The organism is Novosphingobium percolationis, from assembly GCF_020179425.1.
Taxonomy (GTDB): domain Bacteria; phylum Pseudomonadota; class Alphaproteobacteria; order Sphingomonadales; family Sphingomonadaceae; genus Novosphingobium; species Novosphingobium percolationis.
Genome location: NZ_JAILYM010000006.1, coordinates 164,892 through 176,929, shown reverse-complemented (window position 1 = coordinate 176,929; position 12,038 = coordinate 164,892). Strand labels below are relative to the sequence as shown.

Genomic DNA, 12,038 nt, shown 5'->3' with positions numbered 1-12,038 from the left:
CTCAAGCCTCCTGGTTGCGACGAGCGAGGAAGTCCTGGATCGAGGCGACGCCGCGTTCCTTGGCTTCGAACAGGCTTTCGAGGTGTTCGCGGCTGTTGACGAGGCCGAGCGAGGCGACGCGGCCTTCTTCGTCCAGCAGCACCGCGTAAGGCAGCTTGGAGACGCCGAAGGCGCGGCCGAGGGCTTCGGACAGGACGATTGGAAGTTCACCAAGGTCGTGCACAGACGCCATGTGAGTATAGGCGGCCTTGGCCCCGTCGCCCGCCAGCACCACGTCGAGCCAGTTGGATTCGGCCCTGGCCGCGCCGCGCAGGACGGGCAGCAGCGACTTGCACACCGGGCAATCGGGCGAGGCGAAGAACAGCAGCTGGCTGCGCCCCTGCCGCTTGCCGCCGATTTCGAGCGGCTGGCCGGCGGTGGTGACGACGGTCATCGGCGAGGCGACCTCGCCCGGGGCGACGGTCTGGTGGAGCGTCAGGGCACCGGCAGGCGCGATGCGTTCGTGCAGGATGCCGACCTGACGCGCGAGGGCGGCGATGAGCAGACCTTGCACGATCACGGCGGTCCACAACAGGATCTGGGACGTGAGCATCAGCGGCTCCTCCAGCGGGGGTGGGGAATGGCGGAAAGTTCGGACGCGGCGAGGTAAAGCGCGAGGAACGCGGCGGCGGCGAAGGGCGCATCGAGGCCGAAGCCCGCCGCCGGAAGCGCGGAAACGAGCAGCGCTAGCGCCGCAAGGGCGAAGGCGCGGACGATCTGCCATGTGGCGACCGGGCGTTCGCGGGCGACGAGATCGCAGCCGCAATCGAGCGTTTCACCGCGACGGCGGGCGAGCGCGAGTCCATAGAGCACCCACAACCCGGCGGCGAGCAGGCCGCCGGTGGAGCGCAGCGCGGGGGCGAGGAGGCACAGCGCGGCGATGGCTTCGACGCCCGCCGCCGCAACGAGCAGCAGGAGGCCATGGCTGGGCCGCACCCCGACCAGCCGCGCGGCGGCACTGGCGAGGCGCTGGCGATCGAGCGCCTTGTGCAGGGCCGAACCGCCCAGCACGAGCGCGAGGAAGAGCGGGAGCGCGGTCACTGGCCGGGGCCCCCAGCAGCGGGAACCGGCGTGATGAGGATCGGGTTGGCCCCGCCCGCCCGGCCAAGGCCGCGCACGAAGGCCCCGGTAGCGGCGTCATGCACGTCGATCTCGCCATCGCCGCGCGCGACGATCAGGTGCGGCACGGCTTCCCGCGTGACGGAGATGGCGGCGGCGACGCCGCGCAGCGCAATGCGGGCCACGCGCGCCTTCTTGGCGGTATCGAGCACCCAGACTTCGCTGCCGCCGTCCTTGTGGCTGCCTTCGCGGCCATTCGGGCTCATCAGCACATAGAGCAGGCCCCTGGCGTCCGAGGTGATCACCTGCCAGCCGCCGGGCCGCCATTCGGGCGCGCCGCCTTCGGCCGTGCCGACGCTGAACGCGCCCGGCAGCGGCTTGGCAACCGGGCCGCTCATGTCGAAGCCCTGCACCTGTCCATAGAAGCTGACGAACCACGCGGTCTGGCCGACCCATGCGGGCGTGCTGAACAGCGGGTGGCGGTCGATGTCCTGCACCTTTTCCACCGTCTTCGACGACGCCACCTGCCCATCGGGACCAAGCGCGATCGAAAGCAGCGAACCATCGGCGCAGAGGCTGGTGAAGCCGCGCGTCCCGGTGGGGTAGATCTGCGCGCAACCGGGCAGGTCGATCTCGGAGACGACCTTGCGCGCATCGAGATCGAGCACGCTGACCGACTGCGCGGGGGTGAAGTTGGCGACCAGCGCCCACTTGCCACCGTTCGTCAGCTGGAACAGCTGCGGATAGGTGACCGACTGCTGGCGCTTGCCGCCGGGCATCACGATCTCGCCCTTGGGTTCGAGCGTGGCCATGTCCCAGATCGTCACCGCGTCGGTGCGCTCGCCGCGCGACAGGCGGCTGTAGAACGTTTCCGACGTGAGGACTTCGCCGCGCGGGGCGGCGAGCAGCATATTGGCGAACTGCGAGGCGCGGATCATGCCGCGCACCGGGCGTTCGGGCGATGTGGTGTCGAGAACGTAGACGCGCCCGTCGACGATCGAGGCGAAGTGGAAATCGTGGACCAGCACCCAGCTGGCCGGCCACTGCCTGGGCAAGGTGTCGACCGCGGGGATCGGTTCTTCGGGCAACGGGGCAGGATAGGCCGGGGGCGACGCGGCGAGCGCCGTCCCGGCAAGGGACGCGGAAAGGACCAGCGCCAAGGCGTGAGACCGCATGACAAACTCCCTGTTCCGACCTTGTGATGGCCGGTTCAACGCCTGCGATATTGACAAACCAGCAACAAATCAGTCAAGTGACCTAAATTTGTCACGTGACATAATTTTTCGGGCGCGCTACGCCGCCCTCGCCTTTCAGGGAAATGTTCGTGAATCAGATGGATAGCCCGCCCAAGTTCGTCACCGACCTGATCATGCCCGAACGCGAAGGCGGGTATCTGAAGGGGCAGGAGACGCGCGAGCTGATCCTGCGCACCGCGCTGTCGATCCTGATCGAGGAAGGCTATCGCGCCATGTCGATGCGCCGAGTCGCGGCGGCCTGCGACATGAAGTTCGGCAACCTGACGTACCATTATCGCACCCGCGAGGAGCTGGTGCGCGCGCTGTTCGAAGCGGTGATCGCCAGCTACGAGGTGGAATTCGACGCGATCACCCACGTGCCCGACCTGCCCCCGGAAGAACGGTTGCAGCGGGTGTGCCTGCTGATCCTAGACGATATCCGTTCCAAGAAGACGACGCGGTTCTTCCCCGAGCTGTGGGCGCTGAGCAACCATGACCCCTTCGTGTTCGACCGCGTGCAGGACCTTTACGTGCGCGCCCGCGCCCCGCTGCTGGCGATCATCACCGAAATGCGGGCCGACCTGACGCCCGAGGAATGCCAGATCGTGGCGCTGTTCATTTCGGCGTCGATGGAGGGGATGACCATCTTCGCCGGCCACGAAAAGCCGTTCGAGCCGCGGATGCCCGAGATCGAGCGGATCGCGGTGCTGTCGTTCTGCAATCTGGTGCGGACGATCCGCAGCGAGGATATCGCCGGGCTGGAACGCTAGGGCACGTGGACAAATCCAAGTGACCGTTTACGCCCACTTGCGCCCATTTAGCATGGCCTTGCAACACGAAATTCAAATGGTACGCACGTAGGAGGCTGTTCACGGAGTTCAGATGGCAAAGGGCATTTTCATCGCATATATCGCAATTGCATGGACCATTGTGGTGATCGGCACAGGGATTGCACTTCCCATCGCCTACTGGCTTGAGGTGCTTGTTGTTGCTGCTTCGGTTGCAGTATTTGGATACGCCTGTCACGCAAGAGCGTCCGTCACTCAGCAGCAGAAGACCGCCACTTGGGCGACAGGACTTTATGCTGCCGGTTTCGGACTGTTCGCGACGGGATTTGGGTTAAAGACGTTTGCCAGCTTACCGCTACCCCTTCCGGCAATAGTGACGGGCGGAGGTGTGTGGTCCATTGGTGCTGCATGGTTTTGCGTAGCAGCACTTTGGAATGCTGGCTGGTTCGTAAAACGCCCGTAGTCCACACTGACAAGTGCCCATCCCCCGACATTTCTACCGTATCGGGTACCTGAGAGCAGTGCCAATGGCTGCCGCTTGTTCATCAAACCGGAAAGGCAGCTTCCCACCCAACATCTACCGTCGCCCCGTGCTTGACACGGGGCTTGGCTACTTTGCGCTCTCGCGTTGCGGTGCCGCCACCGGATACCACTGGTCCCAAAGGTCCAGCCAGTCTGGATTGTCCGCCTCGGTCAGCGCGAATTTCCATTCCCGGCGCCATTTCTTGACCAGTTTCTCGCGGGCAATGGCAGGTTCGATTTCCGCGTGCCGCTCGGCATAGACCAGCCTGGTCTTGCCAAAGTCCGTTACGTGGATCGAGCCACGACCTTCACGATGCTGCCACACCCGCCGGATCAGATCGGATGTGACGCCAACGTACATCCCGCCGCGAAAGCGGTTCGCCATGATGTAGACCCAGCCGCCCTTTTCCATCGCGCCAGCATGCCAAACGCAACATCGCAAGGGAAGCCGAGCCCCGTGTCAAGCACGGGGCGACGGGTAGCTTGTCTGTCAGTTTGGCAGCGAACCACCCAATTTCGGTCGCTCCGCCCACGGCTGAATTGGTCCACGCTGCCCGCGGCCCCCGCCCTCAGGCGTCGGGCCAGTCGCGCAGCAGGTCGCAATATGTCTCGAAGCGCAAGGGGCGGGAGATGAGGTAGCCCTGCAGCGTTGCGCAGTTGTTTTCGCGCAGCCAGCGGCGCTGGGATTCCAGTTCGACGCCCTCTGCCACGGTCTCCACCCCCAGCATCTGCGCCAGACGGATGATGCCCAGCACGATCTTCTGGTCGGTGCCTTCTTCGGCCACCTGCCGCACGAAGCTGCGGTCGATCTTGATCATGTCGACCGCGCAACTTTGCAGGTGGCTGAGCGAGGAGAACCCGGTGCCGAAATCGTCGAGCGCGACGCTGACGCCGCGGGCGTGGAGCGCCTCGACGATGGCGCTGGCGGAGTCCGGGTCTTCCAGCATCGAGGTCTCGGTGATCTCCACCTCGATGTCGCGCATGTCTGCCCCGACGTCGGCGCAGATGGCGGCGATGCGATCCGCAAGGCCGGAGGTGAATTCGCTGCCGCCGATGTTGACCGCAAGGCGCGCGGGCAGCCCCGCTTCGCGCAGGCGCACCTGGCACAGCGCAGTCTGGCGCAGCACCCAGTCGGTGACGTGGCTGAGCAGCCCGGCGCGCTCGACCACCGGGATGAACGTGCCGGGCGAAAGCTGGCCGAGCAGCGGGCTGTCCCAGCGGACCAGCACTTCGGCGGACAGGGGGCGCCCGTCGCTGGCGCGCACCTTGGGCTGGAAGCAGACGTGCATCTGGCCCTGGTTGATCGCGTTGACCAGTTCGCTGCGGATCGAGTTGGCCAGCCGCATTTCCGACAAGGCGGGATCATCGAGCGCCAGCGTCCGCCCGCCGCCATCGCGCTGGAGCAGCCGCGCGGATTCGACGAGCTGGTCGACCAGGACCATCGCTCCGCGCTCGTCCGGGCGCCCGGTGACGATCGACAAGGGCACGCGCGTGCGCGCCTGCCCGCCACCGTCGCTGTCGCGCAACGCGAAATCGGCGAGCCGCGCCAGCGCACGATCGAGATTCGCCCCTGCCCCGGGCAGCAGCACGCAGCAATCGAGCTTGAGCCAGTAGAGGTCGATTCCGGCCATGCGCGCCAGCCGGGCGGCCAGCCGATAGGCATGGCGCGGGTCGTGGCCGGCGAAGCGGCGGCCGACTTCGGCCATGTCGTCGATGCGAACGACCGCCACGCTCTGCACTGCTGCTGCGGTTTCGAGCCGACGTTGCAGATCTTCGCGTCCCGGCAATCCCTCTGCCTCGGCCACAACGAGGCTGGCCGCCGATACCTTTTCCGCGCGCTGGGCGACGTTGCGCAGGTGGCTTTCCACAGCGGCGATCAGCAGGTCGTAGTCGACCGGCTTGACCAGATAGTCGTCGGCGCCGGCACGCCGCCCGGTGATGACGCTGTCACGATCGCCGAAAGCGGTCAGGAACACGAAGGGCACGGCGGCCAGATCGTCGCGCCGGGCGCGCAGCTTGTGCAGCAGTTCGAGCCCGTTCATGCCCGGCATCTGCATGTCGCAGACGATCAGGTGCGGCGCGAGCGTCTCGATCAGAGGCAGCGCGGCCTCGGCATTGGGCGCCTCGCCCACCTCGAAGCCGTAGTCGCGCAGTTCCTCGACCAGATCGCGCAGGATCTCCGGCTCGTCCTCGATGCACAGGACCTTGAAATGGCGGGGATCGAGAACGGACATCAAGCGGCCTCCGGCATGTCGCCCGCGCTCTCGGCGGCGAGCGGCAGCATCACGGTAACGGTAGTGCCCTGACCGGGCGTGGATGCGATGGCAAGCTGGCCCGCATTGGCTTCGACCAGGGTCGCGGCAAGGTAGAGGCCGGTGCCGGCACCGGGAATGGCGGTGCTGTTCACCCCCCGAAAGAAGCGATCGCGCACGTGCGGCAGATCTTCGGGCGCGATGCCGACCCCCTGGTCGCGGATCGTGATCCGGCAGGCCGCATCGTCCAATTGCGCTTCGATCGTCACGGTCCCTCCATCATGCGAATATTTGCGCGCGTTGTCGACGATGGCCGCAAGCGCGCTTCGTGCCAGGATACGATCGACCAGCACGGCGGCGCCATTGGGCAGATTGCCTACGACCACCGCGATGCCGCGCGGATCGGCCTGCGCCGGGCGCGCCAGTTCGCGCAGCAGCAGGCCGAGCGGAACCGGCGCGGGCTGGCAGGCGATCTCGCCTTCTTCCAGTTGGACCAGTTGCAGGGCGCTTTTCATCACGTCGTCGATGCGCGCGGCCGAGCGGCGGATCATCTCGGACCGCTCGATCGTGGTTTCCTCGGTCAGTCGCCCGGCGCGGCGACGCAGGATCTGGCCGCAACTGTCGATGACTGTCAACGGCGTGCGGAATTCGTGGCTGAGCACGTTGATGAAGCGGCGCTGGCCGGTGGTGACGTGGCGTTCGTTGTCGAGCGCGCGGCGCACCTCTGCCTCCTGTCCCAACAACCGGCGGTGCGCCTCGCCCAGCTTGCCGCCCATTTCGACAAGGCGTTCGGCCACGGTGTCGATCTCGGCGACGCCGAAGCGGGGGGCGGCCTGATCGTATTCGCCGGTGCCGATGCGCTCCATCACCGTCTCGATCGCGCGCAGCGGCTCGGCCACGCGGCGGCTCATCGCGCGGGCGCGCCAGATGAGGAACAGGAAGAAGCCGACGTAGAACACCAGCAGGATCGCCAGCATAGCGAGGCCCACATCGCGCAGCAGGTCGCGCAGCGAAGTGGCGTCCGCCAGGATGTTGGCGGCCGGTGCGAGGACCACGAGGCTCCAGCCGGGCCCTGCAACGCGGGCGTTGGCGGCCAGCATCTCGCGCCCGCCAAGGCGCACGCGCACGATCTGCGAGCGGCGCGCCGCGATGGCGCGCGCGATCGGCTCCAATGCGTCGCGGCTGGCGAGGTTGAAGTGACCGGGCTTGAAGGTGTCGGACCGGATCGCCTCGGCATAGGCATGGTCCTTCAGTTCTCTCACGCCGAGGTCGCGCTCGCCCGCGCGCGGCAGCGCGAGGATGGTGCCGTCACGCCCGATGAGCATCGCGTAGCCCTGCCATGGCAGGTCGAGCGCGAGAATGCGATCGACGATGGTGCCGACGGTCACGTCCATGCCGACCACCGCTTCGAGCCGTTGCGGGCCATAGACCGGCGCGATGGCGGAGACCATCCAGCCGCCACCCGCCGGATCGACATAGGCGTCGGTCCAGACCACCTTTCGCTGCGGGTTATGGCGCGCGTCCGCCTCGTAGTAGAAGTTGTACGAAGGGATATTCATGCGTGGCGCGTATTGGCCCTGCACGTCGAAATAGGGGAAGATGCGGTTGTAGCTGTCCCATGTGTTGACATAGAGCTGCCGCACCAGTGGCGAGGCATGCTTGATGTGCTGCATCACCGGATCGAGCGGGACGGTGCGCCAGACCTTGTCGATCTGCGCAGGGCCGACGGGCACGACGCCGCTGTAGAAGCTGGCGCTGTCCTGCGCCGTGCCCGAAACCGTGTGGAACACGCCATTGGGCGCAAGCCGATAGCGGTGCTGCTCCGCCAGGGGGGGGACGTGGGGCGTGGCCAGCGCGCGGCCCGTCTCCATGGCGAACACGCGGGTGAGGCCTTCGACGCTGCCCAGCGTGGCCTGGATCGTCATGGCCTCGCGCGTGGCGATGTCGCCGAGATACTTTTCCGAGACGCGGTTCACCGTCTCGACGTTGCGCTGGTAGGTGAAGTTACCCGTCACCCAATAACTGGCAAGGAAACCCAGCTCGATTAGGCACAGCGGTATGACAGCGGTGCGCAGGTACGAGGCGCTGAGCCAATTGGCCAGCGGCACGCCCTTCAACACACTGTCATGTTTCGCTTTTTCGAACACCGGACCACCATCTGACGCCCCTCCGAGCTACCAGTCCAACTGCTAACATCGCGTTTTGAACAGGTATTGGGAAACCATTACGCCCATGAGCAGCCACCCCCTTCCCGCTCCGTCACCCGCTGTCGCGGGGTTGCCGCGCTGCGACGGAAACGCGCTGGCCCTGCTGGCGCGGATCGACAGGCCGGTGTGGATCTACGATTTCGACGCGCACCGCATCGTCTGGGCCAATGCCGGGGCCTTGCGCTTCTGGCAGGCGGGCGATGTTGCCGAACTGCAGCGGCGCGACTTCGTGCCAACCGCGTTGGGCACGGCCGACCGGCTCGCCAACTTGCGCCATGCGCTGGCCGAAGGCGGCAGCGTGCGCGAGCGCTGGACGTTCTATCCCAACGGTCAGCCCAGCCAGCGCGAATGCCGCATGAGCGTGGTGCGGCTCGACCACGGCCCCATTGATACGGGCCGGCTGGCGCTGATGGTGGAGGCAGGCGACGAACCGATCGAGGCACCCGACGCGCAGGCCTATGAACGCCGCGCGATCGAGGCCGTGCGGCAATCGCCGCTGATGATATCGCTGGTGACCGACGGCGGGCACTGGCTGATGCACAACCCGGCCGCCGAGGCGTTGATGAACCGTCTGGGAGCGCCCAACATCCCTCACTTCGACAATTTCCTGGCGCTGTTTGCCGATCCCGAGCAGGCCGCCACGATCCGCACCGCCGCGCTGGAAGCGGGCTCTGCAGGCGCAACGCTGCGCATGGCGGGCGAAGGCTACCGCATGCACGAAGTCATGCTGCGGCGGCTGGCCGATCCGGTGACGGGGCGGATCTCGCTGATGCTGTCGCAGCAGGACGTGACCCGTGCCTATCGCCTGGAGCGGCGACTGCAGAAGGCGCTCGCGCGCGAAAAGGGCATTGCCGAAACGGAGCGCCAGTTCCTGCTGATGACCAGCCACGACTTCCGCACGCCGCTGTCGATCATCGACGCCGCCGCGCGCCGGATCGGTAAGCTGGTGCCCGACAACGACGGCGTCGCGGACCGCGTGCGCGTGGTGCGCGAGGCCGTGCACCGGATGAGCGAGGCGGTCGACAACACGCTCGCCACCGCCAGCATCGCCGAAGGCAAGGTCACGTTCCTGCCGCACAAAGGCGACATCGGTCCGCTGATCGCGCGCTGCATCGCCAACCAGCAGACCCTGCACCCCGCGCGCCGGATCGAGGCCGAGATCGGCGTACTGCCGCAGGTCTCGTTCGACCCGGCCCTGTCCGAACAGGTGATCGAGAACCTGTTGACCAACGCGATCAAGTATTCGCCACCCCAGGGCCTGATCCGCGTGCGCGCCAGTGCCGAAGGCGGCTGGCTGAAGATCGCGGTGAAGGACCAGGGCATCGGCATCCCTGCCAACGACGTGCCGCGCCTGTTCGCGCGCTTCTTTCGCAGCCGCAACGCGCAAGGCGTGAAGGGAACCGGTCTGGGCCTGCATGCGGTGCGATACTTCATGGGACTGCATGGCGGCACGGTGGACGTGGAGAGCGTGGAAGGTCGCGGATCGACCTTCACGCTCGCGTTCCCGATGGCGACCGTCTGAACAGGCGGCCTCCGCCACCCCGCGCGCCGTCGCGCGCGTAGCCGCCTCAGCGGAAATCGTAGCGCAGGCTGGCGCCGAACATGCGCGGGGTGCCCACGTGGGCATAGTCGAAGCCGAAGCCCGACAGGTCTATGCGCGACGTGAAGTAGAAGGTGTCGCCCAGGTTCTTGCCCCAGACCGCGACGCTCCACGGCCCCCGACTGACGGTGGCAGACGCGCCGACCAGGGCGTAGCCCGGCGAGCGCAGGCGCGGAATGTTGAGGATCTCGAAATACTGCGACGACACCGCGCTGACATCGGCGCGCAGCACCAGCCGCGCCACATCGCTGTCCACCGCCACCCATTCGCCCGAAACGTTCACGGTGCGCGCCGGGGCATTGGCGAGGCGATTGCCCCGCACATCGGTACCGCTGATCACGCCTTCACGGGCGCGGGCGTGCAACAGGCCAAGCCCGGCGTGGAGCGCGAGCTTGCGCAAAGGGCGCAAATCGAGTTCCAGTTCGCCGCCATAGATACGCGAGCGCGGCAGGTTAACGAGGTTCTGCGCCGCGTTGGCGGGATTGACACTGAGGAACTGCTGGTTGCGGTAATCGTAGTAGAAGCCCGTCGCGCTGACCGACAGCACGCGGTCGGCGGTCTCGGCCTTGATCCCCGCTTCGTAGGCATCGAGCGTTTCGGGCTTGGCGACATTGGCCTCGCTCGGATCGAAGAAGGCCTGAGCATTGAAGCCGCTGGCGCGATAGCCGCGCCCGACGCTGGCGAACAGCAGCGTGCGTTCGCCGAGCCGATGGTCGATGCCGATCTTGCCCGACAGGTTGGAGGTCGCGAAGCGGCGATCCATCGCGGGGATGGGCGTCGCCACCAGCACGCCATCGACCCCGCTGATGCTCGAGGCGAGCCCCGCCTGGCGGCCATCGTCCCATGTCTGGCGCAGGCCAAGGCGCACCGTGGTCGCCGCGCCTACGCGATAGCGCGCATCGCCGAACAGCGCGTAGCTGTGCTTGGTCTGGTCGAAGCGGTTGTTGATCACGCAAGCGAGAAAACTGGCGTTCGAAGCGCAGTCCCGTGCATCGACGCGACCGTTGCCGTCGACGTCGAGATCGGCCCAGAAGTTCATCGTCGTGGCGTTGAACAAGGTTTCGCGATGGTAGTACGCGCCAAGGATAAAGGTCAGCGGACCGCTGGAACTGGACGTAAGCCGCAGTTCCTGGCTCATTTGCGTGCCGCGATCGGTATAGGGGATTTCAAGCGTGCGCAGCGGGCTGCCGTCGGTGTCCTCGGGGACGTAAAGCTCCCCCTTGTCCCAGCCGGTCACCGACGTGAGCGTCAGCGTGTCGGACAGCGCGACCTGCCCGGTCAGCGCTGCCGCCCAGGTGCGCGCATGGCGGCGCGGCGTGTATTCCGCTTCCAGTTCGCGTTGGCCGAGATGGTCGCGGAAATAGCCGTTGCCGTCGCCGTACGCACCGGCGCCCGTGCCGTTCGGGCCGGGATTGCTATAGGAGCCGTAGTTGGTGGGGTTCTGCAGGCTGGTCGACAGGCGCAGGATGAACTGCGTGGTCGCGCTCGGCTCCCACAACAGCGAGCCGCGCACGCCATATTCGCGTGTGGCGTTGAGATCGGGCTTGCCCGGCAGCTTGTTGCGGAACCAGCCATCGGCCCGCGCCGCGGTGAAGGCCACCCGCGCCGCGAGTTGCGGCCCGAGCACGAGGTTGACCGCGCCCTGCGCCTCGACGCGATCGTAGTTGCCCACCCCAACGCGCAGGTTGCCGGTGTTTTCGAACACGGGCCTCGCCGCCACCAGGTTGATCGCGCCGCCGGTGGTGTTCTTGCCATAGAGCGTGCCCTGCGGCCCCCGCAGCACCTCGATCCGGTCGAGATCGTAGAGCTGCACGCCGAGGAAGGCGAAGTTGCCTTTGTAGACTTCATCGTAATAGGTCGCGACCGGCCCGGCCTGATTGAGGCTGAAATCGGCCATCGACACGCCGCGCAAGCTGAAGATGGGCGTGTTTTCGCCGACCGTGGCGCTGAAGCGCAGGTTCGGAATGCTGGCAGAAAGGTCGTCGGCCTGGGTCATGTGGCTGGAATCCAGCGCCTGGCGGCCCAGCACGGACAGCGACACGGGAACGTCGATCGCCCGTTCAGAGCGCTTTTGCGCGGTGACGACGATCTCGCCCGGTTCGGTGAACGTCACCTGATCGCGCACCGCTGCATCCTCGGGCACTTGCGCCATGGCGATGCCGGGCGCGAGCGCGATCAGCCCCGCCGAAACGAGGAACTGCGCATGCCGACCAATGCTGCTTGCGGACATGACGCCTCCAGAACCTCTGCCCCACCCCCCTAGACGCGCGTGGTTGCAAGGATCTGAACGCGCCCCCTGCGATCATCCCTGTGCCCTGCGCGTGCCGTAACGCGCC

At 66.7% G+C, this 12,038-nt stretch carries 10 protein-coding genes; 3 read left to right on the top strand and 7 right to left on the bottom strand.

The window, feature by feature from the left end:
- Position 1: 1 nt before the first annotated feature.
- Genes K3A84_RS15845 through K3A84_RS15835 form a run of 3 tightly spaced genes read right to left on the bottom strand, consistent with a single transcriptional unit; the run spans position 2 to position 2,273 of the window.
- Positions 2 to 592 carry a thioredoxin fold domain-containing protein gene (locus K3A84_RS15845; protein WP_225010327.1) on the bottom strand — a complete coding sequence of 197 codons (591 nt, stop codon included), beginning with the start codon at positions 590 to 592 and terminating at the stop codon, positions 2 to 4.
- On the bottom strand, positions 592 to 1,080 hold the full coding sequence (locus K3A84_RS15840; RefSeq protein WP_225010326.1) for a MauE/DoxX family redox-associated membrane protein: 489 nt from the start codon (positions 1,078 to 1,080) through the stop codon (positions 592 to 594). The genes K3A84_RS15845 and K3A84_RS15840 overlap by 1 nt, the downstream gene beginning before the upstream one ends.
- Positions 1,077 to 2,273, bottom strand: a complete 1,197-nt coding sequence (locus tag K3A84_RS15835; RefSeq protein WP_225010325.1) for an amine dehydrogenase large subunit — start codon at positions 2,271 to 2,273, stop codon at positions 1,077 to 1,079. The genes K3A84_RS15840 and K3A84_RS15835 overlap by 4 nt, the downstream gene beginning before the upstream one ends.
- A 158-nt stretch (positions 2,274 to 2,431) precedes the next feature.
- On the opposite strand from K3A84_RS15835, the gene K3A84_RS15830 reads away from it, so the two are divergent.
- Together K3A84_RS15830 and K3A84_RS15825 are read left to right on the top strand one after the other, a co-directional pair.
- Positions 2,432 to 3,103, top strand: coding sequence for a TetR/AcrR family transcriptional regulator (locus K3A84_RS15830; protein WP_225010453.1), 672 nt, complete (start codon positions 2,432 to 2,434; stop codon positions 3,101 to 3,103).
- A 112-nt stretch (positions 3,104 to 3,215) separates the two neighbouring features.
- Positions 3,216 to 3,584, top strand: coding sequence for a hypothetical protein (locus K3A84_RS15825; protein WP_225010324.1), 369 nt, complete (start codon positions 3,216 to 3,218; stop codon positions 3,582 to 3,584).
- Between the two features lie 147 nt (positions 3,585 to 3,731).
- Here the strand turns inward: K3A84_RS15825 and K3A84_RS15820 are convergent, their stop codons facing one another.
- The 3 genes from K3A84_RS15820 to K3A84_RS15810 all read right to left on the bottom strand — a co-directional run bounded on the left by K3A84_RS15820 (position 3,732) and on the right by K3A84_RS15810 (position 8,003).
- On the bottom strand, positions 3,732 to 4,055 hold the full coding sequence (locus K3A84_RS15820; protein WP_225010323.1) for a GIY-YIG nuclease family protein: 324 nt from the start codon (positions 4,053 to 4,055) through the stop codon (positions 3,732 to 3,734).
- 157 nt (positions 4,056 to 4,212) lie between these two features.
- Positions 4,213 to 5,877 (bottom strand): EAL domain-containing protein, encoded by a 1,665-nt coding sequence (locus tag K3A84_RS15815; protein ID WP_225010322.1) that lies wholly within the window; start codon positions 5,875 to 5,877, stop codon positions 4,213 to 4,215.
- Complete coding sequence (locus K3A84_RS15810) at positions 5,877 to 8,003, bottom strand: sensor histidine kinase (protein ID WP_225010321.1); 2,127 nt, start codon at positions 8,001 to 8,003, stop codon at positions 5,877 to 5,879. The genes K3A84_RS15815 and K3A84_RS15810 overlap by 1 nt, the downstream gene beginning before the upstream one ends.
- Positions 8,004 to 8,127: 124 nt before the next feature.
- Between K3A84_RS15810 and K3A84_RS15805 the strand changes: the two genes are divergently transcribed.
- Positions 8,128 to 9,624 carry a sensor histidine kinase gene (locus K3A84_RS15805; RefSeq protein ID WP_225010320.1) on the top strand — a complete coding sequence of 499 codons (1,497 nt, stop codon included), beginning with the start codon at positions 8,128 to 8,130 and terminating at the stop codon, positions 9,622 to 9,624.
- A 46-nt stretch (positions 9,625 to 9,670) separates the two neighbouring features.
- Here the strand turns inward: K3A84_RS15805 and K3A84_RS15800 are convergent, their stop codons facing one another.
- Positions 9,671 to 11,932, bottom strand: coding sequence for a TonB-dependent receptor (locus tag K3A84_RS15800; protein ID WP_225010319.1), 2,262 nt, complete (start codon positions 11,930 to 11,932; stop codon positions 9,671 to 9,673).
- Positions 11,933 to 12,038 lie beyond the last annotated feature (106 nt).